This is a genomic window from Caulobacter sp. 05L422, assembly GCF_056397765.1.
Genome location: NZ_JBFTOB010000024.1, coordinates 76,711 through 99,672 on the forward strand (window position 1 = coordinate 76,711; position 22,962 = coordinate 99,672).

The 22,962-nt window shown below is 65.9% G+C and carries 33 protein-coding genes and 3 pseudogenes; 2 read left to right on the forward strand and 34 right to left on the reverse strand.

Going from position 1 to position 22,962, the window contains the following annotated elements; translation table 11 throughout:
* The first annotated feature begins 2 nt into the window (after positions 1 to 2).
* Positions 3 to 692 carry a hypothetical protein gene (locus tag AC1DMQ_RS21130; RefSeq protein ID WP_477035519.1) on the forward strand — a complete coding sequence of 230 codons (690 nt, stop codon included), beginning with the start codon at positions 3 to 5 and terminating at the stop codon, positions 690 to 692.
* A gap of 12 nt (positions 693 to 704) precedes the next feature.
* On the opposite strand, the pseudogene AC1DMQ_RS21135 reads toward AC1DMQ_RS21130, so the two are convergent.
* The 30 genes and pseudogenes from AC1DMQ_RS21135 to AC1DMQ_RS21280 all read right to left on the reverse strand — a co-directional run.
* Positions 705 to 1,490 (reverse strand): annotated as a pseudogene (locus AC1DMQ_RS21135) (methyl-accepting chemotaxis protein); the annotation flags it as partial.
* Positions 1,491 to 1,751: 261 nt separating this feature from the next.
* Positions 1,752 to 2,507 (reverse strand): annotated as a pseudogene (locus tag AC1DMQ_RS21140) (HAMP domain-containing protein); the annotation flags it as partial.
* A gap of 169 nt (positions 2,508 to 2,676) precedes the next feature.
* The gene (gene rplQ / locus AC1DMQ_RS21145) at positions 2,677 to 3,090 is read right to left on the reverse strand and encodes a 50S ribosomal protein L17 (protein ID WP_056437811.1); all 414 of its coding nucleotides are present in this window, start codon (positions 3,088 to 3,090) and stop codon (positions 2,677 to 2,679) included.
* Between the two features lie 187 nt (positions 3,091 to 3,277).
* Positions 3,278 to 4,294 carry a DNA-directed RNA polymerase subunit alpha gene (locus AC1DMQ_RS21150; protein WP_018061159.1) on the reverse strand — a complete coding sequence of 339 codons (1,017 nt, stop codon included), beginning with the start codon at positions 4,292 to 4,294 and terminating at the stop codon, positions 3,278 to 3,280.
* Positions 4,295 to 4,369: 75 nt separating this feature from the next.
* The gene (gene rpsK / locus AC1DMQ_RS21155; protein ID WP_018112960.1) at positions 4,370 to 4,759 is read right to left on the reverse strand and encodes a 30S ribosomal protein S11; all 390 of its coding nucleotides are present in this window, start codon (positions 4,757 to 4,759) and stop codon (positions 4,370 to 4,372) included.
* A 13-nt stretch (positions 4,760 to 4,772) separates the two neighbouring features.
* Positions 4,773 to 5,141 (reverse strand): 30S ribosomal protein S13, encoded by a 369-nt coding sequence (rpsM, locus tag AC1DMQ_RS21160; RefSeq protein ID WP_035034191.1) that lies wholly within the window; start codon positions 5,139 to 5,141, stop codon positions 4,773 to 4,775.
* A 174-nt stretch (positions 5,142 to 5,315) separates the two neighbouring features.
* Entirely contained in the window at positions 5,316 to 5,885 is a 570-nt protein-coding gene (locus AC1DMQ_RS21165) for an adenylate kinase (RefSeq protein WP_477035520.1), read from the reverse strand.
* A 148-nt stretch (positions 5,886 to 6,033) separates the two neighbouring features.
* On the reverse strand, positions 6,034 to 7,392 hold the full coding sequence (gene secY / locus AC1DMQ_RS21170) for a preprotein translocase subunit SecY (RefSeq protein ID WP_477035521.1): 1,359 nt from the start codon (positions 7,390 to 7,392) through the stop codon (positions 6,034 to 6,036).
* Positions 7,393 to 7,666: 274 nt separating this feature from the next.
* On the reverse strand, positions 7,667 to 8,152 hold the full coding sequence (rplO, locus tag AC1DMQ_RS21175; RefSeq protein WP_477035522.1) for a 50S ribosomal protein L15: 486 nt from the start codon (positions 8,150 to 8,152) through the stop codon (positions 7,667 to 7,669).
* A gap of 126 nt (positions 8,153 to 8,278) precedes the next feature.
* Positions 8,279 to 8,473 carry a 50S ribosomal protein L30 gene (gene rpmD, locus AC1DMQ_RS21180; protein ID WP_477035523.1) on the reverse strand — a complete coding sequence of 65 codons (195 nt, stop codon included), beginning with the start codon at positions 8,471 to 8,473 and terminating at the stop codon, positions 8,279 to 8,281.
* A 3-nt stretch (positions 8,474 to 8,476) separates the two neighbouring features.
* Positions 8,477 to 9,082: a 30S ribosomal protein S5 gene (gene rpsE / locus AC1DMQ_RS21185; protein ID WP_062145554.1), complete on the reverse strand. Its 606-nt coding sequence runs from the start codon at positions 9,080 to 9,082 to the stop codon at positions 8,477 to 8,479.
* Positions 9,083 to 9,092: 10 nt separating this feature from the next.
* Positions 9,093 to 9,449 carry a 50S ribosomal protein L18 gene (rplR, locus tag AC1DMQ_RS21190; protein ID WP_028041103.1) on the reverse strand — a complete coding sequence of 119 codons (357 nt, stop codon included), beginning with the start codon at positions 9,447 to 9,449 and terminating at the stop codon, positions 9,093 to 9,095.
* Positions 9,450 to 9,452: 3 nt separating this feature from the next.
* On the reverse strand, positions 9,453 to 9,986 hold the full coding sequence (rplF, locus tag AC1DMQ_RS21195) for a 50S ribosomal protein L6 (protein ID WP_477035524.1): 534 nt from the start codon (positions 9,984 to 9,986) through the stop codon (positions 9,453 to 9,455).
* A 19-nt stretch (positions 9,987 to 10,005) separates the two neighbouring features.
* Entirely contained in the window at positions 10,006 to 10,404 is a 399-nt protein-coding gene (gene rpsH, locus AC1DMQ_RS21200) for a 30S ribosomal protein S8 (RefSeq protein WP_007662733.1), read from the reverse strand.
* Between the two features lie 10 nt (positions 10,405 to 10,414).
* Positions 10,415 to 10,720, reverse strand: a complete 306-nt coding sequence (gene rpsN / locus AC1DMQ_RS21205; protein ID WP_018061186.1) for a 30S ribosomal protein S14 — start codon at positions 10,718 to 10,720, stop codon at positions 10,415 to 10,417.
* 21 nt (positions 10,721 to 10,741) lie between these two features.
* Positions 10,742 to 11,299, reverse strand: a complete 558-nt coding sequence (gene rplE, locus AC1DMQ_RS21210; protein ID WP_477035525.1) for a 50S ribosomal protein L5 — start codon at positions 11,297 to 11,299, stop codon at positions 10,742 to 10,744.
* Positions 11,292 to 11,606 (reverse strand): 50S ribosomal protein L24, encoded by a 315-nt coding sequence (rplX, locus tag AC1DMQ_RS21215; protein ID WP_056458330.1) that lies wholly within the window; start codon positions 11,604 to 11,606, stop codon positions 11,292 to 11,294. Before rplX ends, rplE begins: the two co-directional genes overlap by 8 nt.
* Positions 11,606 to 11,974 carry a 50S ribosomal protein L14 gene (gene rplN / locus AC1DMQ_RS21220; RefSeq protein WP_007662742.1) on the reverse strand — a complete coding sequence of 123 codons (369 nt, stop codon included), beginning with the start codon at positions 11,972 to 11,974 and terminating at the stop codon, positions 11,606 to 11,608. Before rplN ends, rplX begins: the two co-directional genes overlap by 1 nt.
* Before the next feature lie 17 nt (positions 11,975 to 11,991).
* Positions 11,992 to 12,231, reverse strand: a complete 240-nt coding sequence (gene rpsQ / locus AC1DMQ_RS21225) for a 30S ribosomal protein S17 (protein ID WP_436027871.1) — start codon at positions 12,229 to 12,231, stop codon at positions 11,992 to 11,994.
* Between the two features lie 10 nt (positions 12,232 to 12,241).
* Positions 12,242 to 12,436 (reverse strand): 50S ribosomal protein L29, encoded by a 195-nt coding sequence (rpmC, locus tag AC1DMQ_RS21230; protein WP_012285673.1) that lies wholly within the window; start codon positions 12,434 to 12,436, stop codon positions 12,242 to 12,244.
* Complete coding sequence (gene rplP / locus AC1DMQ_RS21235) at positions 12,433 to 12,873, reverse strand: 50S ribosomal protein L16 (protein ID WP_012285672.1); 441 nt, start codon at positions 12,871 to 12,873, stop codon at positions 12,433 to 12,435. The genes rpmC and rplP overlap by 4 nt, the downstream gene beginning before the upstream one ends.
* Before the next feature lie 12 nt (positions 12,874 to 12,885).
* Positions 12,886 to 13,635: a 30S ribosomal protein S3 gene (gene rpsC, locus AC1DMQ_RS21240; RefSeq protein WP_028041108.1), complete on the reverse strand. Its 750-nt coding sequence runs from the start codon at positions 13,633 to 13,635 to the stop codon at positions 12,886 to 12,888.
* Positions 13,635 to 14,015 (reverse strand): 50S ribosomal protein L22, encoded by a 381-nt coding sequence (rplV, locus tag AC1DMQ_RS21245; RefSeq protein ID WP_012285670.1) that lies wholly within the window; start codon positions 14,013 to 14,015, stop codon positions 13,635 to 13,637. The genes rpsC and rplV overlap by 1 nt, the downstream gene beginning before the upstream one ends.
* A 3-nt stretch (positions 14,016 to 14,018) precedes the next feature.
* The gene (gene rpsS, locus AC1DMQ_RS21250; RefSeq protein WP_012285669.1) at positions 14,019 to 14,297 is read right to left on the reverse strand and encodes a 30S ribosomal protein S19; all 279 of its coding nucleotides are present in this window, start codon (positions 14,295 to 14,297) and stop codon (positions 14,019 to 14,021) included.
* A gap of 3 nt (positions 14,298 to 14,300) precedes the next feature.
* Entirely contained in the window at positions 14,301 to 15,137 is an 837-nt protein-coding gene (gene rplB, locus AC1DMQ_RS21255; protein WP_477035526.1) for a 50S ribosomal protein L2, read from the reverse strand.
* Between the two features lie 4 nt (positions 15,138 to 15,141).
* On the reverse strand, positions 15,142 to 15,438 hold the full coding sequence (locus AC1DMQ_RS21260; RefSeq protein WP_007662755.1) for a 50S ribosomal protein L23: 297 nt from the start codon (positions 15,436 to 15,438) through the stop codon (positions 15,142 to 15,144).
* Positions 15,438 to 16,076: a 50S ribosomal protein L4 gene (rplD, locus tag AC1DMQ_RS21265; protein WP_477035527.1), complete on the reverse strand. Its 639-nt coding sequence runs from the start codon at positions 16,074 to 16,076 to the stop codon at positions 15,438 to 15,440. The genes AC1DMQ_RS21260 and rplD overlap by 1 nt, the downstream gene beginning before the upstream one ends.
* Positions 16,076 to 16,843 carry a 50S ribosomal protein L3 gene (rplC, locus tag AC1DMQ_RS21270; protein ID WP_028041113.1) on the reverse strand — a complete coding sequence of 256 codons (768 nt, stop codon included), beginning with the start codon at positions 16,841 to 16,843 and terminating at the stop codon, positions 16,076 to 16,078. The genes rplD and rplC overlap by 1 nt, the downstream gene beginning before the upstream one ends.
* A gap of 14 nt (positions 16,844 to 16,857) precedes the next feature.
* Complete coding sequence (rpsJ, locus tag AC1DMQ_RS21275) at positions 16,858 to 17,166, reverse strand: 30S ribosomal protein S10 (RefSeq protein WP_004616952.1); 309 nt, start codon at positions 17,164 to 17,166, stop codon at positions 16,858 to 16,860.
* A 13-nt stretch (positions 17,167 to 17,179) separates the two neighbouring features.
* Positions 17,180 to 17,276: pseudogene (locus AC1DMQ_RS21280) on the reverse strand (hypothetical protein); the annotation flags it as partial.
* Between the two features lie 551 nt (positions 17,277 to 17,827).
* On the opposite strand from AC1DMQ_RS21280, the gene AC1DMQ_RS21285 reads away from it, so the two are divergent.
* On the forward strand, positions 17,828 to 18,592 hold the full coding sequence (locus tag AC1DMQ_RS21285) for a hypothetical protein (RefSeq protein ID WP_477035528.1): 765 nt from the start codon (positions 17,828 to 17,830) through the stop codon (positions 18,590 to 18,592).
* A gap of 108 nt (positions 18,593 to 18,700) precedes the next feature.
* Here the strand turns inward: AC1DMQ_RS21285 and AC1DMQ_RS21290 are convergent, their stop codons facing one another.
* The 4 genes from AC1DMQ_RS21290 to AC1DMQ_RS21305 form a co-directional block, all read right to left on the reverse strand.
* On the reverse strand, positions 18,701 to 19,699 hold the full coding sequence (locus AC1DMQ_RS21290) for a glycoside hydrolase family 43 (RefSeq protein WP_477035529.1): 999 nt from the start codon (positions 19,697 to 19,699) through the stop codon (positions 18,701 to 18,703).
* Between the two features lie 134 nt (positions 19,700 to 19,833).
* Positions 19,834 to 20,673, reverse strand: coding sequence for a GIN domain-containing protein (locus AC1DMQ_RS21295; protein ID WP_477035530.1), 840 nt, complete (start codon positions 20,671 to 20,673; stop codon positions 19,834 to 19,836).
* 124 nt (positions 20,674 to 20,797) lie between these two features.
* Positions 20,798 to 21,697, reverse strand: coding sequence for a transcriptional regulator (locus AC1DMQ_RS21300; protein WP_477035531.1), 900 nt, complete (start codon positions 21,695 to 21,697; stop codon positions 20,798 to 20,800).
* 11 nt (positions 21,698 to 21,708) lie between these two features.
* Positions 21,709 to 22,887: a GNAT family N-acetyltransferase gene (locus AC1DMQ_RS21305; protein WP_477035532.1), complete on the reverse strand. Its 1,179-nt coding sequence runs from the start codon at positions 22,885 to 22,887 to the stop codon at positions 21,709 to 21,711.
* Between the last annotated feature and the right edge of the window lie 75 nt (positions 22,888 to 22,962).

Consider the following 22,962-nt stretch of genomic DNA (forward strand, 5'->3'; position numbering starts at 1 on the left):
CGATGCTGGCCCGGTCCGCGGCCCTACTGTTCGCCCTAGGCTGCGGCCTTTGGCTGTCGGGCTGCGCGGCTCGAGGCCCGTCCATCGTGCTTTCGGTCAAGGACCAGCGCGAGGCCGACAACATCGAGACGCGGGCGGAGGTGGCGAGGCTGGAGAAACAGGGCTTCGACCCGATGACGTTGATCGGACCGGCCGCCCGCAAGCCGGCGCGCTGCCTGCCCACCCGCCAGCCGGGCGTCTTCGTCTGCCGCCTGGTGAGCAAGCCCTACAAGGACTCGCCATGGGTCGCCCGCGACGCGCGGATGCGGAACCAGGACGGCGTCTGGTTCCACGATCCGGCTCGGTACGACACGCTCGACGGTCCCTATCGCCTGGCCGGCTTGGACGGCCCCGCCTCGACGGCGGTCTGTTACGACACGCGCGTGGACTGCATCGAGCGGGTCCCAGGCGCCGTTTTCAGCTGGGGTTGGAACGCGGCCTATGTGGTCGCCGCCAGCCATCCCCGGTCGATCGTCACCGGCGAGATCGACCAGTCCCAGACCCGCTATTTCTACATCGTGCGTGCGGACGACCATCGGAACGCCGATCCCGGCGCCGCCGTGCGCGGTCCCTTCACGGCCCAGGCCTATCAGGAAGAGCGGGGCCGCCTGGGCCTTCCCGAGCTGGGCTCCTACTACCCCGACCTGCGGTAGGTCGACGGGCCTCTAGGCCGCCGCCCAGGTGGTCTGATCGGTCGAGACCTGGAAGTGCTCGACCTGGGCTTCCAGGCGCACGGCGTCGTCGGCCAGGCCACGGCTGGCGGCGGTCGCCTGCTCGGCCATGGCGGCGTTCTGCTGGATGACCTGGTCCATCTGGCCGACCGCCAGGTCGACCTCGGCCAGGCCCGCGGCCTGCTCGCGGCTGGACTGGGCGATCTGCTCCATCAGCCCACCGATCACGCCCACCCGTTCGACGATGTCGCCCAGGGCCGCACCGGCTTCGCCGACCAGGGTCACGCCCGAGCGGACATGGTCGGACGACTCCGAGATCAGCCCCTTGATCTCCTTGGCCGCCTCGGCCGAGCGCTGGGCCAGGGCCCGGACTTCTTGCGCGACGACCGCGAAGCCGCGACCGGCGTCGCCGGCGCGCGCCGCCTCGACCCCGGCGTTCAGGGCCAGCAGGTTGGTCTGGAAGGCGATCTCGTCGATGACGCCGAGGATCTGCGAGACCTTGGTCGAGGAGCTCTCGATCTGGCTCATGGCCTCGGCCGCGCGGCCCACGACCTGGCTGGAGCGGTCGGCGACCGCCCGGCTGTCGATCACGGCGGCGTTGGCCTCGTTGGCGCCTTCGGCGGTGCGTTTCACACTGGCGCTGACCTCGCCCAGGGCGGCGGCCGTCTCGGCCAGGCTGGCGGCCTGGCGTTCGGTGCGGGCGGACAGATCCTCGATCGCGCCGCTGATCTCGCCGGCCCCGGCCCGCAGGCCGCCCGCGCCCTCGATCACCTCGCCCAACGCCGCCTCCAGCCCGGCGATCGCCCGGTTGAAGTCGCCGCGCAGGCTTTCGTAGGCGCTGGGGAAAGCCGTCTCCAGCCGCGCCGTCAGGTCGCCGGCCTTCAGGCGGGCCACGGCCGCCCCCAGGGCCTCGACCACCTGCAGGCGGCCGGCCTCTTCGCTCCGCCGCTCGGCGTCGTGCCGCGCCTTGGAGGCCTCGGTCTCGTCTCGTTCGGCCGCGATGCGGTCCTCGGCCGCCTGGCGGGCGACGATGGCTTCGCGGAACACGGCCACGGAATTGGCCATCTCGCCAATCTCGTCGCCGCGTCCGGCGAAGGGTACGGCGCGGTCATAGTCGCCGGCCGCCAGCCGGCCCATGAAGCCGGTCATGGCCTGGATCGGCTTGACGATGCGTCGGCTCATCAGGGCGATGCCGCCCCCGACCACCACCAGCAGCAGCAGCCCCGCCCCGGCCAGCAGGGCGAAGGCCAGCTTGGTCTGGCCCTGGGCGCGGGTCTCGACCGCGGCGGCGTCGTGATTGGCCATGACCACGACCTTGTCGATCACGGCGCGGTGGGCCTCATAGGCGACATCGGCCCGGGCCAGGCCCTGGCGCGCGCGCGCCATGTCGCCCGACCGGACGGCCGGAAGGATCTCCTGGTCGATCTCGCGCCAGAATTCCATGGCGGGGGCGGACGACTGGTCGACCAGCATCGCACGCATGTCCGGATCGATCGGCGCGGTCTTCCAGTACGTGTTGCGGGTGTCGTAGTCCTTGCGCAGCGCGGCCAGCTTGTCTGCGGCGGCGTCCACGGTCTCGGGGTGGGCCACCAGCTTGGTGGCCACCAGGTCCGCCTCGACCACATAGAGCGGCGGCGGCAGGATGTCGGCGACGATGTCCTTGTTGTCGACGATCTGGCGGAACAGCGGACCGCCGACCCGCAGGCCCTCGATCGCGAACAGAGCCACTCCGCCGGCCAGGATCACGCCCGCCGCGAGCGCGCCGCCGAACGTGCGCATGACACCGGAAATCTTCATCCTGATCCCCTCCCCCGAGAGTTCTTAATCATGAAGAATGAGGCGACGAGGTGAACAAAACCTCTACCGGGACGGCAGCGGGGCCTGTTGCAACCTGTCGCAGGGGCCCAGACGCAAAAAAGGCCCCGGATCGCTCCAGGGCCTCTTCCGTCAGCCGAAGCTGAAAATCTTAGTCGTCCGAGTCGTTCGAGAACACCGGACCGGAGTCCTTGCCCTTGGCCGAGACGTCGCGGTCGACGAACTCGATGACGGCCAGCGGAGCGTTGTCGCCGTAGCGGAAGCCGGCCTTCAGGACGCGGATATAGCCGCCCTGACGGTCCTTGTAGCGGGGACCGATGGTGGCGAACAGCTTGCCGACTTGCTCGACGTCGCGGACGGTCGAGATGGCCTGACGACGCGCGTGCAGGTCGCCGCGCTTGGCCAGGGTGACCAGCTTTTCGACGAAGGGACGCAGTTCCTTGGCCTTCGGGAGAGTGGTGACGATCTGCTCGTGCTTGATCAGCGAGGCGGACATGTTGGCGAACATGGCGGTGCGGTGAGCGGACGTGCGACCGAGTTTACGGTGAGCCTTACCGTGACGCATTGTAGTGTCTCCTGGGCCGTGGCCCGCTGTAGCGCGAGAAAAAGCGCTGATTGTCACCAATCCCAGCGGCGTCCCTGCCGGGTTCAGAACGAAGCGCCGGGGCCCTCCACCGCTGTTGCGGCTTCAAAAGGCCCAGGCCGCCCTGCGAGAGAGCGGCCCGGATTAAGCGCGGTACTCGGTACTGGTCTTAGATCTGGTCTTCGAACTTCTTGGCCAGGTCTTCGATGTTTTCCGGCGGCCAGTTCGGCACGTCCATGCCCAGGTGCAGGCCCATGCCGGCCAGCACTTCCTTGATTTCGTTCAAGGACTTGCGGCCGAAGTTCGGCGTGCGGAGCATTTCGGCTTCGGTCTTCTGGATCAGGTCGCCGATGTAGACGATGTTGTCGTTCTTCAGGCAGTTGGCCGAGCGGACCGACAGTTCCAGCTCATCGACCTTCTTCAGGAGCGCCGGGTTGAACGGCAGTTCCGGCTTGGCCTCGTCGGCCGTCTTGGCCTTGGGCTCTTCGAAGGTGATGAAGATCTGCAGCTGGTCTTGCAGGATGCGGGCGGCGTAGGCCACCGCGTCCACCGGCGTGACGGCGCCGTTGGTTTCCACTTCCAGGATCAGCTTGTCGTAGTCCAGCGACTGGCCTTGACGGGTGGGCTCGACGCGATAGGCGACGCGCTTGACCGGCGAGTACAGGGCGTCGACGGCGATCAGGCCGATCGGCGCATCTTCCGGACGGTTACGGTCGGCGGGGACGTAGCCCTTGCCGGTGTTGACCGTGAACTCCATGCGCACCGAAGCGCCGTCGTCCAGCGTGCAGAGCACGTGGTCGGGGTTCAGGATCTCGATGTCGGCGGGGGTTTCGATCTGACCAGCGGTCACCGGGCCGGGGCCCGTGGCGCGCAGGGTCATGCGCTTGGGGCCTTCGGCGTGCATGCGCACGGCCAGTTGCTTGATGTTCAGAACGATGTCGACGACGTCTTCGCGGACGCCCTCGAGCGAGGAGAATTCGTGCACCACGCCATCGATCTGGATGGCGGTGACGGCGGCGCCCTGAAGCGAGGAGAGCAGGACACGGCGGAGAGCGTTGCCGAGCGTCACACCGAAGCCGCGTTCGAGCGGCTCAGCCACGATGCGAGCCTTGCGGGTCGCGTCGGCGCCAGTCTCGATTTGCGGCTTCTCAGGACGGATCAGCTCGTTCCAGTTTCTTTCGATCACGTGGTCGATCCCTTGAACGCGGCTCGCCGGCCGCGAATCTCGCAGCCGGCGATGGAGAATTGGGTCTTAATAGTACTAGACGCGACGACGCTTGGGCGGACGGCAGCCGTTGTGCGGGATCGGCGTCACGTCGCGGATGGTCGTGATGGTCATGCCGGCGGCCTGGAGGGCGCGCAGGGCCGACTCACGGCCCGAACCCGGACCCGACACGTTGACCTCGAGGGTCTTCACACCGTGCTCGGCGGCCTTCTTGCCAGCGTCTTCCGCAGCCATCTGAGCGGCATACGGCGTCGACTTGCGCGAGCCCTTGAAGCCCATCATGCCGGCGCTCGACCAGGAGATGGTGTTCCCCTGGGCGTCGGTGATGGTGATCATGGTGTTGTTGAACGAGGCGTTCACGTGCGCCACGCCCGAGGTGATGTTCTTGCGTTCGCGCTTTTTAACGCGTGCCGGTTCCTTGGCCATCGTTCAGGCTGCCTTACTTCTTCTTGCCGGCGATCGGCTTGGCCGGACCCTTGCGGGTGCGGGCATTGGTGTGGGTGCGCTGACCGCGGACCGGCAGGCCCTTGCGGTGACGCAGGCCGCGGTAGCAGGCCAGGTCCATCAGACGCTTGATGTTCATCGAGTTTTCGCGGCGCAGGTCGCCCTCGACGGTGAAGTCCTTGTCGATCGTTTCACGGATCTGCAGGACTTCGGCGTCGGTCAGCTGATTGACCCGGCGGGCGTCATCGATGCCCACCTTCGTGACGATGTCACGAGCGGACTTCTGGCCAATGCCATGAATGTACTGAAGCGCGATCAAAACGCGCTTGTTCGTCGGGATGTTGACGCCTGCGATACGGGCCACGTCTAATGTTCTCCTAGTCACGCACTAAAGACGCGAACGGCGCGCCCGGCCCGGTCTTTCGACCCAGTCCGGCGCGCACAGATCGCGCCCTTTCGCGGAAGCGCCCCGTTATAGGGATAGTTGCGCGTCCGTCAATGGCGGAATCCGCTCAATCGAGAGGATTCCAACGAAGTCTTAAGCCACGACAGAGAGCGCGGCGTCGATCGACGCGGCCACGGTGTCCACCGAGGCCATGCCGTCCAGTTCCGTGAGCTTGCCTTGCTCACGATAGTAGGGGAGCAGCGGAGCGGTCTGGGCGTTATAGGCCGCCAGCCGCGTCACGAACACTTCCGGATTGTCGTCGGGTCGGCCCTGCTCGGCGAATCGCTTGGAGATCCGCTCGATCAGAGCCGGCTCGTCTACCTTGAGTCGGAGAACGGAGTCGATCTTCTGACCCCGCTTGGCCAGGATCGCGTCCAGGGCCTGGGCCTGGGGAACCGTCCGCGGGAAACCGTCGAAGATGGCGCCGCCGGCGGCTTCCGCCTCGGGCAGCCGATCCTCGATCAGGGCGATGACGATCTCGTCGGTGACCAGCTCGCCGCGGTCCAGCACGCCCTTGACCTTCTGGCCGAGCTCGGAGCCCGAGGCGATGGCGGCGCGCAGCATGTCGCCGGTCGACAGCTGGACCATGCCCCGCTGCTCGACCAGGCGCTTGGCCTGGGTGCCCTTGCCCGCCGCCGGCGGCCCGAACAGGATCAAGTTCATCAATGCGCTTCCTGCGTTTTCACGGGTCTGCCGCCCGCGTCCGCTCAGACCTAGAGTGCGTTCGCTAAAAACGGAAGCCGGTTTGTGACAAACCGGCTTCCGCGTTCTCGCCTTACGTCGCGTCGGCTTCCCTTTCGAGGGATGGGGGCTAGCGCCCCTTGCCGCCGCGCAGCTTCGACTTCTTGATCAGACCTTCGTACTGGTGCGCCAGCAGGTGGGACTGGATCTGGGCGACCGTGTCCATGGTCACGGTCACGACGATCAGGATCGAGGTGCCGCCCAGGGCGAACTTGGTCGGGCCCAGGCTGCCCATCAGCAGTTCCGGCAGGATGCAGACCGCGGTGATGTAGGCCGCGCCGATCACCGTCAGGCGGGTCAGGACGTAGTCCAGATATTCCGCCGTCCGCTTGCCCGGACGGATGCCCGGCATGAAGCCGCCGTACTTGCGCAGGTTCTCCGCCGTCTCGTCGGGATTGAACACGACCGAGGTGTAGAAGAACGAGAAGAAGATGATCAGGGCCGCGTACAGCACCATGAACAGCGGCTGGCCGTGCTGCAGGGCGCCGACCACGCTGGGTAGCCATTGCAGCCAGTTGGGCAGGTTGGCGGTGGCCAGGAAGCCCATGGCGGTCGTCGGCAGCAGCAGCAGGCTGGAGGCGAAGATCGGCGGGATGACGCCGGCGGTGTTCAGCTTCAGCGGGATGAACGAGGTGTCGCCGCCGATCATCCGGTTGCCTTGCTGGCGCTTGGGATAGTGGACCAGCAGGCGGCGCTGCGAGCGCTCGATGAAGACGATGGCGAAGATCACGGCCACGGCCAGCACGCCGACGGCGAACAGGGCGAAGCCCGACATCGCCCCGGTCTGCACCTGGGTGAACATCTGCACCACGCCCAACGGCAGGGCCGCCACGATGCCGGCGAAGATGATCAGGGACACGCCGTTGCCGACGCCCCGGCTGGTGATCTGCTCGCCCAGCCACATCAGGAACAGGGTGCCGCCGGTCAGGGACACGACGGTCGAGATGATGAAGAACAGCGGCGCGATGCCGCCGACCACCATGCCCGCCTGGCTCTGCAGGCCCACGGCGATCGAGAACGACTGCACCAGGGCCAGCACGACCGCCAGGTAACGGGTGTACTGGTTGAGGGTCTTGCGGCCGGCTTCGCCGCCTTCCTTCTTCAGCTTTTCCCACGGCGGATACACCGAGCCCATCAGCTGCACGATGATCGAGGCGCTGATGTAGGGCATCACGTTCAGCGAGAAGACGGCCATGCGTTGCACGGCGCCGCCCGAGAACATGTTGAACATGCCCAGGATGCCCTTCGACTGCTGCGAGAACGCGGCGGCGAAGGCTTCCGGATTGATCCCCGGGATCGGCACATAGGTGCCGAGCCGATAGACGATCAGGGCGATGAGCGTGAACCAGATGCGCTTGTGAAGTTCGGTGGCCTTCTGGAAGGACCCGAAGTTCATATTGGCTGCGAGTTGTTCGGCGGCCGAGGCCATTCAAATCCCCACGTCGAGAGCGCGCGCCGCATCCGCGGTCAGGTCGCGCTCCAAGCATTAATCCGAGCCAGGTCCGGTTGGCGGTGAATCGCCGGGGCCGGACAGAGCCCGAGTACGGAGCCGTACATAGGTGAGGCTCGCCGCGATGTCACGGCGAGCCTCGTTATTCTGTCATCCCGATGGGAAACTGCGGGGGCGGCGGGGGTGTCCCCTGCCCTCCCCGCGATCCCGGCGACGGCGCCAGAAAGCGCCGCGTCCGGGATGACATATCGTCTTAGGCTTCGGCTTGAACCTTGGCCTTCTTGGTCACGGTCACCGAACCGCCGGCGGCTTCGACGGCCTTGATGGCCGCTTCGGTCGCCGAATAGACGGTCAGCTTCAGGGCGGTCTTGATCTCGCCCTTGCCGAGCAGCTTCACGCCGTCCAGCTCGCGACGGATCACGCCGGCGGCGACCAGGTCAGCAGCGGCCAGCGTGGCGCCGGCCTTGAACTTGCCGGCGGCGACGGCCTGCTCCAGGCGCCACAGGTTCACTTCAGCGAACTCCAGGCGGAAGGGGTTGTTGAAGCCGCGCTTAGGCATACGCATGTGCAGCGGCATCTGGCCGCCTTCGAAGCCGGCGATGGCGACGCCCGAGCGCGCCTTCTGGCCCTTCACGCCGCGACCACCGGTCTTGCCCTTGCCCGAACCCGGGCCGCGGCCGATGCGCATGCGGCCCTTGGTCGAGCCGGGAGCCGGAGCCAGTTCATTAAGCTTGGTCATATGTGCCTCTCCTTGGAGATCTGCGCCCGGCCAGCGGCCGGACTCGGCTTTTGAAACGATAGAAACTTCAAACGAAAACCACCCCGGCTTTCACCGGGGTGGCGATTTCGACGTCTCGTAGCAGAACTACTCGACGATTTCCAGCAGGTGCTGGACCTTGCGGATCATGCCGCGCACCGAGGGGGTGTCTTCCAGCTCGGACTCGCGACCCAGCTTGTTGAGACCCAGGCCAGCGAGCGTGGCGCGCTGGACGGCGTTGCGACGGATCGGGCTGCCGGTCTGGCGCACCTTCACGGTCTTGGTTTGTTTAGCGGTAGCCATGTCTTAGCCCTCGATGGCGTCCGGAGCCGAGGCTCCGTCGGCGCGGCGGCCGAGAATGTCGCCAACCTTCTTGCCGCGCTTGGCGGCGATCTGGCGGGGCGACGATTGAACCTTCAGGGCTTCGAACGTGGCGCGCACCATGTTGTACGGGTTCGAGGAACCCGTCGACTTGGCCACGACGTCCTGGACGCCCAGGGTTTCGAGAACCGCGCGCATCGGACCACCGGCGATGACGCCCGTGCCGGGAGGGGCAGCGCGCATCATGACCTTGCCAGCGCCCCAACGGCCGTAGCCGTCGTGGTGCAGAGTGCGCGACTCGCGGAGCGGGACGCGGACCATGGTCTTCTTGGCTTCTTCGGTCGCCTTGCGGATGGCTTCCGGCACTTCACGCGCCTTGCCATGACCGAAGCCGACGCGGCCCTTTTGGTCGCCGACGACCATCAGAGCAGCGAAGCTGAAGCGACGGCCGCCCTTAACGGTGGCGGCGACGCGGTTGATGTGGACGAGCTTTTCGACGATGTCGCTGTCGACCCGCTCTTCAGGGGCGTTGCGGTCGCGTCGGTCCCGGCGAGGACCGCCTTCACCGCGCTGTTGGTCACCACGAGCCATGATGTTTCCCTTAGAAGTTCAGGCCGGCTTCGCGCGCGGCGTCGGCCAGGGCTTTCACCCGTCCGTGGAAGATGTAGCCGCCGCGATCGAAGACGACGTCCTTGACGCCCTTTTCGATGGCGCGCTCGGCGACGAGCTTGCCGACGAGGGCAGCCGCGTCCTTGTCCGCGCCCTTGGCCGAACCTTCACCCTCGAGGGTGGAGGCCGAAGCCAGGGTCACGCCGCGTTCATCATCGATGACCTGGGCGTAGATGTTCTTGGACGAACGGAAGACCGACAGACGCGGGCGACCATTGGACAGGGCCTTGAGGCGGGTGCGGGTGCGTTGGGCACGACGCACGGCGGATTCGCGAGGTGAGAGCGCCATGGCTTACTTCTTCTTGCCTTCCTTGCGGCGAACCTTCTCGCCAGCATACCGCACGCCCTTGCCCTTGTAGGGCTCCGGCGGACGAATGCGGCGGATTTTCGCGGCAATCTCGCCAACCGCCTGCTTGTCAGCGCCGGCGATCTTGATTTCGGTTTGCTTCGGAACCGCGAAGGTGACGCCGGCCGGAGCCTCGACGTCCACATCGTGGCTGAAACCGAGCTGGATGGAGAGCGCGGTGCCCTTCATCGCGGCGCGGTAACCGACGCCCACCAGCTCGAGGGTTTCCTCGAAGCCCGTGGTGACGCCTTGCACCATGTTGGCCACCAGCGTGCGGGACAGACCCCACATCGACTTGGCGCGCTTGCTCTCATCGCGCGCCGTCAGCAGGAGGTCGGAACCTTCCTGCGAAACGGCGATCTCTTCGGCGATGGTCCAGGCGAGTTGCCCCTTGGGGCCCTTCACCGTGACCGTCTGCCCGTCGATCGTGACTTGCACGTTCGAGGGGATTGCGACGGCCTTCTTACCGATACGTGACATGCTCTGTTCCCTCCCGCGCCTAGTAGACGCGGCAGAGGACTTCGCCACCGACATTAGCGTCGCGTGCGGCGGAGTCCGACATGACGCCCTTCGGCGTCGAAAGGATCGAGATGCCCAGGCCGTTCTTGATCGGCTTCAGGTCCTTGATCGACGAGTAGACGCGGCGACCAGGCTTGGACACGCGGCTGATCTCGGCGATCACGGGCTCACCGTCAAAATACTTGAGCTCGATCTCGAATTCGGGGAACGCACCGGGCTTCTCGACCAGCGAGTAGCCGCGGATGTAGCCTTCGTCGGCCAGCACGTCCAGGACGCGGGCGCGCAGCTTGGAAGCCGGCGTCGCAACCTTGGCGCGCTTGCGCGTGGCGGCGTTCTTGATGCGAGCGATCATATCGCTCAGGGGATCGTTCATCGACATCTGATCGTCCTCACCAGCTCGACTTGACGAGGCCGGGGATCTGCCCTTGCGAACCCAGTTCGCGCAGAGCAATCCGGCTCATCTTCAGCTTGCGATAGTAGGCGCGCGGGCGGCCGGTCACTTCGCAACGGTTGCGAATGCGAACAGCCGACGAGCTGCGCGGAAGCTTCGCGAGCTTCAGGCGGGCTTCGAAGCGTTCTTCCAGCGGCAGGCTTTCGTCGTTGGCGATCGCCTTCAGCGCGGCGCGCTTGTCGGCGTATTGCTTGACGAGGGCCTTGACCGCGAGATTACGGTTAACGGCGCTTTTCTTGGCCATGGTGTGTTTCCCTGCCCGCTCTTAATTCGTGAACGGGAACTGGAATTCCTTCAGGAGAGCCTTGGCTTCCTGATCGGTCTTCGCAGTGGTGCAGACGATGATGTCCATGCCCCAGATCTGTTCGATCTGGTCATAGTTGATTTCCGGGAACACCAGGTGCTCCTTCAGGCCCATGGCGTAGTTGCCACGACCGTCGAAGCTCTTGCCGTTCAGGCCGCGGAAGTCCTTCACGCGCGGCAGCGCGATCGTGACCAGGCGGTCGAGGAATTCGTACATCCGGTCCTTGCGGAGGGTCACCTTGGCGCCGACCACCATGCCTTCGCGCAGCTTGAAGCCGGCGATGGACTTGCGGGCCTTGGTGGGGACCGGCTTCTGGCCGGCGATGGCCATCAGATCCTTCAGCGCGGTCTGGGCCTTCTTGGAGTCGGCCACAGCTTCGCCGATGCCCATGTTCAGGACGATCTTGTCCAGCTTGGGGATCTGCATTTCGTTCGTGTAGCCGAACTGTTCCTTCATCGCGGCGCGGATGCGCGCGCGATATTCGGACTTCAGCCGCGGCTCGTAAGCTTGATCAACCATTGATCACCTCGCCCGTGGTCTTGGCCACGCGCACCTTCTTGTCGCCTTCGATCTTGAAGCCGACGCGGGTGGGCTTGCCGTTGGAATCCACGATGGCGACGTTCGAGACGTGCAGCGCGGCTTCCTTGCTCTTGATGCCGCCTTGCGGATCAGCCTGAGTGGCCTTGGTGTGGCGTTGAACCAGGTTCACGCCTTGGACCAGGACACGGTTGTCTTTGACGAGGACCTTGGTCACAGCGCCTTGCTTGCCCTTGTCCTTGCCGGCCAGGACGACAACGCGGTCGCCCTTCTTAATCTTGGCAGCCATTACAGCACCTCGGGGGCGAGGGAGATGATCTTCATGTGGTTCTTGGCGCGCAGTTCGCGAGGAACCGGGCCGAAGATCCGCGTGCCGACCGGCTCGCTCTGCTTGTTGACGATGACCGCGGCGTTCTTGTCGAAACGGATCAGCGACCCGTCCTTACGCTTCATGCCTTGGTTCACGCGAACGACGACGGCGCGAAGCACGTCACCCTTCTTCACGCGGCCGCGGGGAATGGCTTCCTTCACGGACACGACGATCACGTCACCGACGCTGGCGTAGCGACGACCTGCGCCACCCAGCACCTTGATGCACATGACCCGGCGGGCGCCGGAGTTGTCGGCGACTTCCAGGTTAGTTTGCATCTGGATCATGGTTCAAACCTTCCAGATTAAGCAGAAGCCTTGGGAAGGACTTCCCAGGTCTTCAGCTTGGACTTCGGAGCGCACTCAACGATGCGAGCAATCTCGCCCGCCTTGTACGCATTGCTCTCATCGTGCGCGTGGTACTTCTTGGACCGACGCACGATCTTCTTCAGCAGCGGGTGAACGATGGTCCGTTCAACCTTAACCACTACGGTCTTGTCGCCCTTATCGGAGACGACAACCCCTTCGAGGATACGCTTGGGCATATCGTTCTCCTTAAGCCGCGGCCTTGGCGCGCAGCACGGTCTTGATGCGGGCGATTTCCTTGCGGATCTCGCCAACGCGGTGGGTCTTTTCCACCTGACCGGTCGCCGCCTGGAAGCGCAGGTTGAACTGCTCTTTTTTCAGGTTGAGCAGTTGCTCGGCGAGTTGGTCGGGAGTCATGCCCCGGATGTCTTGGATCTTGGTCATGCCGCTTCGGCCTCCAGAGCCGCACCGGCGTCGATGCGGGTGACGACGCGGGTACGGATCGGCAGCTTGGCAGCGCCGAGACGCAGGGCTTCGCGCGCGATATCGTCCGGCACGCCGTCGATTTCGAACATGATGCGGCCCGGAGCCACGCGAGCGGCCCAGTGGTCCACGGCGCCCTTGCCCTTACCCATCCGGACTTCAGCCGGCTTGCCGGTGACCGGCACGTCCGGGAAGATGCGGATCCAGACGCGGCCTTGACGCTTCATCTGGCGGGTGATGGCGCGACGAGCAGCTTCGATCTGGCGAGCCGTGATGCGCTCAGGCTCGACGGCCTTCAGGCCGTACGAACCGAAGTTCAGCAGGGTGCCGCCCTTCGAGGTGCCGTGGATACGGCCCTTGAACTGCTTGCGATACTTGGTTTTTTTCGGTGACAGCATAGCGCTCTATCCTTAGCCCCGATCGCGACGGCCGCGGTCGCCCCGGTCGGGACGATCGCCGCGCTCGCGCCCACCACCTTCGCCGGCCGGGCCGGATTCAGTGGCGAGACGCTTGTCGAGCGCCATCGGGTCATGCTCCAGCACTTCGCCTTTGAAGATCCAGGTCTTCACGCCGATGATGCCGTAGGTGGTCTTGGCTTCCGCGAAACCGTAGTCGATGTCGGCGCGCAGCGTGTGAAGCGGCACGCGACCTTCGCGATACCATTCCATACGCGCGATTTCCGCGCCGCCGAGGCGGCCCGACACGTTGATGCGGATGCCCTTGGCGCCGAGACGGACGGCCGATTGGATCGACCGCTTCATGGCGCGACGGAAAGCGATACGACGCTCGAGCTGCTGGGCGATGGACTCGGCCACCAGCTGCGCATCGGTTTCGGGCTTACGGATTTCGACGATGTTCAGGTGAACTTCGCCTTCCGTCATCACCGACAGGTCCTTGCGGAGCTTGTCGATGTCAGCGCCCTTCTTGCCGATGATGACGCCCGGACGGGCGGCATAGATCGTGACGCGGCACTTCTTGTGCGGACGCTCGATGATGATGCGCGAGACGCCGGCTTGATACAGGCGCTTCTTCAGCATCGCACGGACCGCGAGGTCCTGGTGCAGGAGCTTGCCGTACTGTTCGCCGTCGGCGAACCAACGGCTGTCCCAGGTACGGTTTACGCCGAGCCGCAGCCCGACCGGATTGACTTTCTGACCCATCAGGCGGCCTCACCCAGTTCGCGGACCACGATGGTGATCTCGGAGAACGGCTTTTCAACGCGCGTCGCACGGCCGCGGGCGCGGGGCGAGAAGCGCTTCATCACCAGGTTCTTGCCCACATAGGCCTCGGCGACGACCAGCGAGTCGATGTCGAGGTTGTGGTTGTTCTCGGCGTTGGAGATCGCCGAATACAGCGCCTTGCGGACGTCCTGAGCGATGCGCTTGTGGCTGAATTCGAGCTCGTTCAGAGCGCGCTGGACGTTCAGGCCACGGATGGACTGAGCGACCAGGTTCAGCTTGCGGGCGCTGGTGCGCAAGGTGCGAACCTTGCACATCGCTTCGTTGGCCGGCAGGCGGCGAGGTTGTTTAGCTTGGCTCATGGCCTACTTCCTCTTCGCCTTCTTGTCGGCGGCGTGGCCGGGGAAGTTGCGGGTGGGAGCGAACTCACCGAACTTCATGCCGACCATGTCTTCCGACACGGAGACGGGAACGTGCTTTTGACCGTTGTGCACGCCGAACACCAGGCCGACGAACTGCGGCATGATGGTCGAACGACGCGACCAGGTCTTGATGACGTCCTTGCGGCCCGACGCCAGCGCGGCGTCGGCCTTCTTCAGGAGGTACCCGTCGACGAACGGGCCTTTCCAGACGGAGCGGGTCATGGCTTAGCGGCCCTTTTTCGCTTTGTGGCGCGAACGGATGATGAACTTATCCGTGGCCTTGTTGACGCGGGTCTTGGCGCCCTTGGTCGGCTTACCAGCCGGGGTCACCGGGTGACGGCCGCCCGAGGTACGACCTTCACCACCACCGTGGGGGTGGTCGACCGGGTTCATGGCGACGCCGCGGACGTGAGGACGACGGCCCATGTGACGAACGCGCCCGGCCTTGCCGAGGTTTTCGTTCATGTGGTCCGGGTTCGACACGGCGCCGACGGTGGCCAGGCAGGTGTCGAGCACCATGCGCAGCTCGCCCGAGTTCAGGCGGATCTGAGCGTAACCGGCGTCACGACCGACCAGCTGAGCGTAGGCGCCGGCCGAACGGGCGATCTGGCCGCCCTTGGCAGGCTTCAGCTCGACGTTGTGGATGATCGTGCCGATCGGCATGGTCCGCAGCGGCGAGGTGTTGCCCGGCTTCACGTCGACCTTGTCGGCGGTGACGACTTCGTCGCCGGCCTTCAGGCGTTGCGGGGCCAGGATATAGGCCAGTTCGCCGTCCTGATACTTGATCAGGGCGATGAACGCGGTGCGGTTCGGATCGTACTCGAGGCGGACGACGGTAGCCGTGCCTTGCTTACGACGCTTGAAGTCGACCAGACGGTACAGGCGCTTGGCGCCGCCGCCGCGGAAACGGACCGCGATACGGCCATTGCCGCCACGACCGCCCGACTTGGTCAGACCTTCGACCAGCTTCTTTTCCGGGCGGCCCTTGTGGAGCTCGCTGCGGTCGATCAGCACCAGGCCGCGCTGGCCGGGGCTGGTCGGGTTAAAGTGCTTCAAGGCCATCTGATTAGAGCCCCGTCGTGATGTCGATCGACTGGCCTTCGGCCAGGGTCACGATGGCTTTTTTGACATCGGAACGGCGTCCGATGATGCCACGGAAGCGCTTGGTCTTGCCCTTGGTGACCAGGGTGTTGACCTTGGTGACCTTGACCTTGAACAGCTCTTCGACTGCGGCGGCGATTTCGTCCTTCGACGCATCGGCGGACACGCGGAAGACAACCTTGTTCTGCTCGCTGAGCAGGGTGGCCTTCTCGGTGATCACCGGCGACAGGATCGTGTCGTAGTGGCGGGCGGTTGCGGCCATCAGGCGGCTTCCTTCTCAGCGAAACGGGCCGAGATCGCTTCCACCGCGTCCTTCGTGAGGACCAGGGTGTGGCGACGCAGCACGTCATAGACGTTCAGGCCGGCGTTCGGCAGCACGTCGATGTTCGGAATGTTGCGGGCGGCGAGCTTGAAGTTGCCGTCCACTTCCGGACCCGCGATGACCAGCGCGTTCTTCAGGCCGATCTTGTCGAAGGTGGCGCGCAGGGCGGCCGTCTTCGGGTCGGTCAGAACGGCGTTGTCCAGCACGATGATCGAGCCGGCCTTGGCCTTCGAGGACAGAGCGTGGCGCAGAGCCATGGCGCGGATCTTCTTGGGAAGATCGAACGCGTGGCTACGGACGACAGGGCCGTGGGCCTTGGCGCCGCCGACGAACTGAGCCGCACGGCGCGAACCGTGACGAGCCGAGCCGGTGCCCTTTTGCTTGTACATCTTCTTGCCCGTACGAGAGACCTCGTTGCGGACCTGAATCTTGTGGTTCCCGGAGCGGCGCTTGGCCAGCTGCCAGGTGACGACGCGCTGCAGGATGTCGCCGCGGATGTCGGCGATGCCAAAGATGGCGTCGTCGAGATCAACGGAGCCGGCCTTGCCGCCGTCCAGTTTGATGACGTCGAGTTTCATTAGCCTTCGCCCTCTTCGGTCGTCGCCGCGGGGGCTTCCTCAGCGGGGGTTTCAGCGGCGGCGGCCGGAGCCTCGCCAGCCTTGCGGAAGGCGCCCGGACGCGGCAGGTCGGCCGGAGCGGCCTTCTTGATCGCGTCGCGAACCTTGACGTACGAGCCTTCCGAGCCGGGGACGGCGCCCTTGACCAGGATCAGGCCGCGCTCGACATCCACTTTCCAAACGGTGACGTTCAGGGTGGTGACGGTTTCCTGACCCAGGTGACCGGCCATCTTCTTGCCCGGGAACGTACGGCCCGGATCTTGGCGGTTGCCCGTCGAGCCGTGCGAACGGTGCGAGACCGAGACGCCGTGGGTGGCGCGCAGACCGCCGAAGTTCCAGCGCTTCATGGCGCCGGCAAAACCCTTACCGACGGTGATGCCCTGGATGTCGACCTTCTGGCCGGCGACGTAGTGGTCGGCGGTGAATTCCGCGCCCACTTCGATCAGAGCAGCTTCATCGACGCGGAATTCGGCGACGATCCGCTTGGGCTCGACCGAGTTCTTGGCGAAGTGACCGCGCATGGCGTTCGGGGTGTTCTTCGGCTTCTTGGCGCCGGCGCCGAGCTGGAGGGCGGTGTAGCCATCCTTCTCAACGGTGCGCTGAGCCGTGACCTGGCAACCATCCAGCGACAGGACGGTGACCGGGACGTGCTGTCCGGTTTCATCGAAGAAGCGGGTCATGCCCAGCTTCTTGGCGATCACGCCAGTACGATTAGCGGGGAGAGTCATCTGTTCGGCCCTCCTTACAGCTTGATTTCGACGTCGACGCCGGCCGACAGGTCGAGCTTCATCAGCGCGTCCACGGTCTGCGGAGTCGGATCAACGATGTCGAGGACGCGCTTGTGCGTGCGGATCTCGAACTGCTCGCGCGACTTCTTGTCGACGTGCGGCGAGCGGTTGACCGTGAATTTCTCGATAAGCGTGGGCAGGGGGATCGGGCCCCGTACCGTCGCACCCGTGCGCTTGGCCGTGTTCACGATCTCGCGCGTGGAATGATCCAACACGCGGTGATCGAAGGCCTTGAGCCGGATGCGGATGTTCTGACGATCCATATCGCTCGGTTTCCTAGTGGGCTGCGCCCGCGTCTCGAACCATTTCAAAGACCAACTCGGATCCTCCCGGGGGAGACTCCGAACGCAGCGTCCGCAAAACAAATAGGCCCCGGCGGTCACCCGCTAGGGCCGGTGACTGAAAACCGAGCCCTAAAGGACCCGATCGGCAGTCGTTCGCGAACCGCGTTTAAGCCCGAAAGCTCACAGCCGGTCCAACAGAAGGGGGCTTTTACGTGCCAGAATCGTTTTCGTCAAGCGGTTCCAGAGCCTGTTTCGAAGACGACGAAAGCCCCCTTCCCTTCGCCCGTTCGCATGTTCCGGACCGGTCAAGACGGTCGTCCAGCCACGCTCCCGAAGCTCGGCCGACGGCCTGGCGCGCCGCCTTAATATAAAGGACCCGATTGCGGCGCGATAAACCGTCGATCGATGAAACATGCCTTTCTAGGCCCGACTGTAGGGCATGAACGTGCGGGCGCACGCGATAGGAATCTCCAGGCGTTTCCGCAAGTGTCATAAAACTGCATCATTTCGCCGATGACCGGTCAAGCTGGTCTTGTGACCCTGGGCGAAGCTCCATAAATCCGCCGCCTCGACGGACGAGCGGCCCTCCCCAAAACGACCGCCCGCCGATCGAGGCCACACAGTAAGGGGATTACCCACTATGAAGACCCAACTCTTTGCCGCCGCCGCCGTCCTGGCGCTGGCCGTCTCGGCTCCCGCCTTCGCCCAGAACGTCGGCTCGATCGGCGCCGCCGTGAACTACAACGACGTGAAGGCCACCGGCCTCGACGCCGATGGCACCTCGGTGAAGGTCGACGGCAACGTCGCCATCCCGACCGGCGCCTGGACCGTGACCCTGAACGGCAACGTCTCGGTCAGCGATAACGACCTGAGCGACGAAACCGTCGCTTCGACCGCCGCCCACGCCACGACCCTGGTCGCCGGCGACACCGTCCGCGTCGGCGGCTTCGCCGCCCTGTCGCGTCCGTCGAACGACACCCTGTGGGCCGTCGGCGCCGAAGCCTCCAAGTACTTCGACAAGGTCACCCTGACCGGCCTGGCCGCCTACGGCCAGTCGAACGACCTGGACGCCGACCTGTGGGCCGTCCGCGGCGAAGCCCGCTACTTCGTTTCGGACGACTTCCGTCTGGACGCCGGCGCCGGCTACTCGAACCTGGACGGCGACGCCGGCCTGAACGCCGACATCTGGGACGTCAACGTCGGCGGCGAATACAAGTTCGCCAACACCGGCTGGTCGACCTTCGGCAAGTACACCCACACCGAGTCCAAGGACCTGGCCGACCTGAACGCCGAAGCCGTGAAGGTTGGCTTCCGCTACACCTTCGGCGGCAGCCTGAAGACCCGCGACCGTTCGGGCGCCGACCTGATCGACGCCGACACCCTGTTCGGCTTCGGCGTCCGCTAAATCGGACCCGTTCGCCCTATAGCGGACTAAAGGAACGCCCCGGAGCTCAGGCTCCGGGGCGTTTCACTTTATATATATGCAGCGTGAGCGTGGTTCGGCGAACCCGCCTCACCTCGGCGCGGTCAGCCCGCCCTCCACCGGCGCCTCGCGGTCGACCGACAGCACACCGCCCGCCTCCTTCAGCTCCGCCACCTGCACCACGGTCCGCTGGCCCCAGTACGGGTCGGCCTTGGCCTCCGGCTCGTTGGACTGGTGGACGAAGTAGTAGAGGAACGCCCTGCCCCCGCTGACCACCACGTCCGGGTGCTGACCCTTGGCGGTGTCGGTAGCTTGCGTTCCCGGCTGCTCGAGCAGCCGGCTCGACTGCAGGGTCCAGGTCTCGGCGTCGTCGGAGCGCAGGACGATCAGGCCTTTCCAGGCGTCGGCGATCATCCACCAGGCGCCCTTGAAGCGGAACACCTTGGGCCCCTCGGCGGCCATGTCGACCACGGGCTTGTCGCCGACCTGTTTCCAATGGACCAGGTCGGGACTTTCGACGGCCATGATCCGGCTGCCCCTGCGCTCATCCTTGTACCAGAGCCGGTAGCGGCTCCCGATCTTGACCACGCTGGCGTCGATCACCCGGTCCGAGCCCAGGTCCGGCGTGTCGCCGCAGGTCCAGGCCTTCAGGTCCTTGCTGGTCAGATGGACGAGGCGAGCGGTCGCGCCCTTCTCGCCCCAGCGGTGGAAGACGCCCGGCACGACGGTCAGCCACAGATGATAGACGCCGCCCTCGGCATAGAGCTCCGGGGCCCACAGGGTCTCGCCGGTGCATTCAGCGGGGATCTTCGCCTCGCCCTTGTAGGTCCAGGCCATGCCGTCCTTGGAGGTCGCCATGCCGATCGGCGTGGCGTGGACCCAGGCGACGTCCTTGGGATCGGGCGCTTTAAAGGTGGCGCGGCGGTTGGTGTAGAACATCACCCATTGGCGATGGGCCTTGTCGAACACGATCGAGACATCGGCGGCGCCGTCGGTGACCGGATCGCGATAGAGCGGCTTGGGCGCGGCGGCCTGTGAAGCGACGGGCAGCGCAAGGGCGCCGATCAGAGCCAAGGCTCGCAGAGTCATGCCGCTTCCCTCTATGAACTTGCCGGCAGTCTAGTCGGCGCGAGGGAAATCACAACGTGGGAAGGTGTCCCACATATTGCTCGCCCCGATCTCCGCGAAGAGACCGGGGCGACAATCTTCAGGAAAGTTGGCGACTAGCGGCCGATGATCACGTCGCCCGAGCCGGCGACCGACTTGTGCACGGGACCGTTGGCCTTGGCGATGCGAACGTCGCCCGAGCCGGCCACCGAGATCTCGACCGCGTCGGCCTCGCCGCCGAAGTCGACGTCGCCCGAGCCCATGACGCTGACCTCGACCGAACGCGAGCGGCCGCCGCTGACGGTGACGTCGCCGGAGCCGGCGATGTTGGCTTCGAGCTTGCCGTTGACGCTGGCGGCGGTCACCCCGCCCGAACCGGCGATGTTGATCTCCAGGTCGCCGCCGATGCTCTGGGTCTTCACGTCGCCGGAGCCGGCGATGTTGATCTCGGCCGAGCCGGCGCTGCCGGCCTTGGTGTCGCCCGAACCGGCCTGGTTCAGCTCGAACTTGCCCCGGACGTTGGCGACGGTCCAATCCCCGCAGCCGGCGTTGGACAGCTCCAGGTGCTCGCTGCGACCGACATTGCCGAACACCGCGCCGGCGGCGGCGACCTGGGCATCCATCGGCACCCGGACCACGACCTGCGGGATGTCTTCCCACTTCACGTCGCCGACGCCGCGCACATGGACCACGCGCTTGCCCATCACCGTGTTGCAGCCGTTGATGCGGTTCATCTTCAGCCCACCGTCGACCGTCACGTTCGAGCCGTTCTGGCGGATGCTCAGCGGCAGGCTCTGGTTGGTGGTCAGGAATTCGACCTTCACGTCGGACCGCGCCTCGGGGATCACCTCGACCCGGGCCACGGCGTCCTTGAACTTGACGGACGGGTCGGCGCAAGCAGCGCCGGCGAAACCCAGAGCGGCGGCGGCGGTCGCCAGAAGCAGAAGAGCGCGCATCGGTTGTTCCCTCGAAACAAAAGCGTTGTTGAGGGAAAGCTAGCCGGGCGTTTATCGAGAAACGACTTAATTCGAGGTCATGACCCGCTTGTCATGATTGGGCCGCAATCCAAGCGGCGCCGGCTCAAGCCTTGGCGTCGCCCAGTTCGAAGCTGCGTTCGAAGCCCTTGATGCGGTCCTCGACCAAGCCGACGCGCTTCATCGCCAGGGACGCCGCCCACAGCCCGGCGCGCGCCGCCATGGGCGTCTTGCGCATCGGCGCGACCGGCGCGCCCCAGCGGCGCAGCACGCCGTTGGCGTAGTGTGCGCCATTGGTCAGGCGCGAGCCCCAGGTCTGGTAGTCCACCGACAGCGAGACGTTGAACGTGCCCTGGTTCTCGATCCGGTGCGGGGCGTGCAGCGGCCAGGCAACGGCCATGCCGGGCTCCAGGTCGAAGACCTGGGCCTGGGCGTCCATCGCCCGGTGGTACGGCAGGTCCTCGGTCTGTTGCTTGAGCGCGATGTTCTCCATGCCCTGCTGGGGCATGTGCGCCTCGTCGTTCGGATAGATCCAGATCCGCTTGCGGCCGCGGATGTGGAACAGCGCCACGCCCGGCGCGTCGGCGTGGAACGGCACCTTGGCCTGCGGGGCCGACATGATCAGCTGGCCGTTCAGTTGGACCGGCTTGAAGCCCGGCGCCTGGCGGCTGATCTCGGCGAAGGCCTTGGCGATCAGGACACCCAGTTCGGGATACCAGGCCTCGGCCCGGCGCAGTTGCACCCAGATCCGGCCCTGCTTGACCCCTTCCAGCACCTCGCGCCCCGGCAGACGGCCGCGCGCGCCGGTGCGCATGGTGGCCTGGCCCTCGTCGTCGAAATCGAACAGGTTGATGTCGTAGAGCTCGGCCGGATAGGCGTCGAGCAGGCGCGCCAGGGGCTCGTCGTCGAACAGGCCGGTCTCGGCCAGGCCATGGCGGAAGGTGATCGGCGTCTTGCCGAAGGCGGACTTCTGGTCGGCCGACCAGTCGGCGATGAGGCTGGACATGACAGGCTCCTTCATTCGGCGAGCAGGGCCAGGCCGAGCCCGAGGCCCAGGCCGAGCCCCAGTCCCGCGCCCACGGTTCCGGTAAGGCGGCGATGGCGAACGGTCAGGCCCGCGACCAAGTACGAGGCGCCCTTGATCTGGCCGGCCAGGCCGGGTTCGCAGGCGGCGATGCGGTCGAAGCGTCGGCTCAACCGGGTTCCGGCCGCCGCGATCCGGCGGCCGCCGGGCAGGTCGGCCACGCGGGCCACCAAAGGCGCATGCGGCGTGATCAGCCCTTCCAGGGCCGGCTCGGCGGGATCGGCGAAGTCTTCCTTGTAGGCCTCTTCGCTGGGACCGAAATCGACGCGGACGATCCCGCGTTCGGCGCAGACCCGCAGGGTCTCCAGGGTCATCAGCGCCCCGGGCGAATAGCGCGCGTAGTCGGGGTCGTAGATCGGAAACCACAGGTGATGCCGGTCGCCGCTGGTCAGGCCCAGCTCGGCGGCCACCACCACGTCGCCGGCCCGCAGCACCGCTAGGCGCAGGCCGAAATCGGCATCGGCCACGGTGTCCAGGTCGTGCAGCAGACGGGTCGTCCAACCGCAGGCGAAGATGTCGTGCTGGTGCGTGCGGCGGATCTGGGCGCGCTTCTCGGAGATCACCCGCGCCAGCAGCGCCGGCGAGGGTCGATCGAAGTCGAACCGCACCGCGCCGTGATCGCGCTCCAGCGCCCGCATCCGCCGGCGCTTGTCCTTCAGGAAGGCCGAGGCCCGTCCGGCCTGATAGGCCTCGAAGCCGTTCGAGAGATCGGCGATCATCGCGCGGCGAGCCTGCAGGCCCGGCTGGACCGGCGCGCCGACCAGCCCGCTGACCCGCAGGCGGCGTCCGCCCAGGGCCCGCACGACCTGCCCCAGGTCCAAGCCCTCGGCGGGATCGGCGATCAGGCCGTGGAAGTCGCTCATCGGCGCGCCCAGCGGCTGCAGCGCCCTGCCGCGTCGCTGGAACGGGAAGAAGCCGACGACCCGTCCGCCACGCCGGATCACCCCGACCCCGCCCTCGGGCGAGACGCGTTCGGCCGCCTCGACATAGCGCAGGTCGAAATAGGGACTGCCCAGATGCTGATGGGCCGCGCGCAGGGCGCGCCAGAGCGTGCGCTCGCCCTCCTCCAGCTCGGCGACCTTTACGGCCTCGACTTCGATACGCGCGTCCACGACGGACAACTCTCCCCCTACGGCGGTGCAACCTTAGGCATGGGGTGGCGACCAAAGGGTAAAGGTTGCCGCGAA

Coding starts and splice junctions, on each gene's coding strand:
- rpsK (WP_018112960.1), bottom strand. CDS start 4,759: ATGGCCAAGGAACCGGCACGCGTTAAAAAGCGCGAACGCAAGAACATC.
- rplF (WP_477035524.1), bottom strand. CDS start 9,986: ATGTCACGTATCGGTAAGAAGGCCGTCGCAATCCCCTCGAACGTGCAA.
- AC1DMQ_RS21260 (WP_007662755.1), bottom strand. CDS start 15,438: ATGGCCGCAACCGCCCGCCACTACGACACGATCCTGTCGCCGGTGATC.
- rplD (WP_477035527.1), bottom strand. CDS start 16,076: ATGAAACTCGACGTCATCAAACTGGACGGCGGCAAGGCCGGCTCCGTT.
- rplC (WP_028041113.1), bottom strand. CDS start 16,843: ATGACTCTCCCCGCTAATCGTACTGGCGTGATCGCCAAGAAGCTGGGC.
- rpsH (WP_007662733.1), bottom strand. CDS start 10,404: ATGTCGATGAACGATCCCCTGAGCGATATGATCGCTCGCATCAAGAAC.
- secY (WP_477035521.1), bottom strand. CDS start 7,392: ATGGCCTCGGCCGCCGAACAACTCGCAGCCAATATGAACTTCGGGTCC.
- rpmC (WP_012285673.1), bottom strand. CDS start 12,436: ATGACCAAGATCCAAGACATCCGGGGCATGACTCCCGACCAACTCGCC.
- rplP (WP_012285672.1), bottom strand. CDS start 12,873: ATGCTGTCACCGAAAAAAACCAAGTATCGCAAGCAGTTCAAGGGCCGT.
- rpsQ (WP_436027871.1), bottom strand. CDS start 12,231: ATGCCCAAGCGTATCCTCGAAGGGGTTGTCGTCTCCGATAAGGGCGAC.
- AC1DMQ_RS21295 (WP_477035530.1), bottom strand. CDS start 20,673: ATGCGCGCTCTTCTGCTTCTGGCGACCGCCGCCGCCGCTCTGGGTTTC.
- rplB (WP_477035526.1), bottom strand. CDS start 15,137: ATGGCCTTGAAGCACTTTAACCCGACCAGCCCCGGCCAGCGCGGCCTG.
- rplR (WP_028041103.1), bottom strand. CDS start 9,449: ATGGCGCTCTCACCTCGCGAATCCGCCGTGCGTCGTGCCCAACGCACC.
- rpsJ (WP_004616952.1), bottom strand. CDS start 17,166: ATGGATCGTCAGAACATCCGCATCCGGCTCAAGGCCTTCGATCACCGC.
- rplE (WP_477035525.1), bottom strand. CDS start 11,299: ATGGTTGATCAAGCTTACGAGCCGCGGCTGAAGTCCGAATATCGCGCG.
- AC1DMQ_RS21300 (WP_477035531.1), bottom strand. CDS start 21,697: ATGTCCAGCCTCATCGCCGACTGGTCGGCCGACCAGAAGTCCGCCTTC.
- rpsN (WP_018061186.1), bottom strand. CDS start 10,720: ATGGCCAAGAAAAGCGCCGTTAACCGTAATCTCGCGGTCAAGGCCCTC.
- AC1DMQ_RS21290 (WP_477035529.1), bottom strand. CDS start 19,699: ATGACTCTGCGAGCCTTGGCTCTGATCGGCGCCCTTGCGCTGCCCGTC.
- rpsC (WP_028041108.1), bottom strand. CDS start 13,635: ATGGGTCAGAAAGTCAATCCGGTCGGGCTGCGGCTCGGCGTAAACCGT.
- rpmD (WP_477035523.1), bottom strand. CDS start 8,473: ATGGCTACCGCTAAACAAACCAAGACCGTGAAGGTGCGCCAGACCGGC.
- AC1DMQ_RS21285 (WP_477035528.1), top strand. CDS start 17,828: ATGAAGACCCAACTCTTTGCCGCCGCCGCCGTCCTGGCGCTGGCCGTC.
- rplX (WP_056458330.1), bottom strand. CDS start 11,606: ATGGCTGCCAAGATTAAGAAGGGCGACCGCGTTGTCGTCCTGGCCGGC.
- rpsS (WP_012285669.1), bottom strand. CDS start 14,297: ATGACCCGCTCCGTCTGGAAAGGCCCGTTCGTCGACGGGTACCTCCTG.
- rplN (WP_007662742.1), bottom strand. CDS start 11,974: ATGATCCAGATGCAAACTAACCTGGAAGTCGCCGACAACTCCGGCGCC.
- rplQ (WP_056437811.1), bottom strand. CDS start 3,090: ATGCGTCACGGTAAGGCTCACCGTAAACTCGGTCGCACGTCCGCTCAC.
- AC1DMQ_RS21130 (WP_477035519.1), top strand. CDS start 3: ATGCTGGCCCGGTCCGCGGCCCTACTGTTCGCCCTAGGCTGCGGCCTT.
- rplV (WP_012285670.1), bottom strand. CDS start 14,015: ATGAGCCAAGCTAAACAACCTCGCCGCCTGCCGGCCAACGAAGCGATG.
- AC1DMQ_RS21165 (WP_477035520.1), bottom strand. CDS start 5,885: ATGAACTTGATCCTGTTCGGGCCGCCGGCGGCGGGCAAGGGCACCCAG.
- rplO (WP_477035522.1), bottom strand. CDS start 8,152: ATGACCAAGCTTAATGAACTGGCTCCGGCTCCCGGCTCGACCAAGGGC.
- rpsE (WP_062145554.1), bottom strand. CDS start 9,082: ATGGCTCGTGGTGACCAACAGCGCGGTGAAGGCGGTCCTCGCCGGGAC.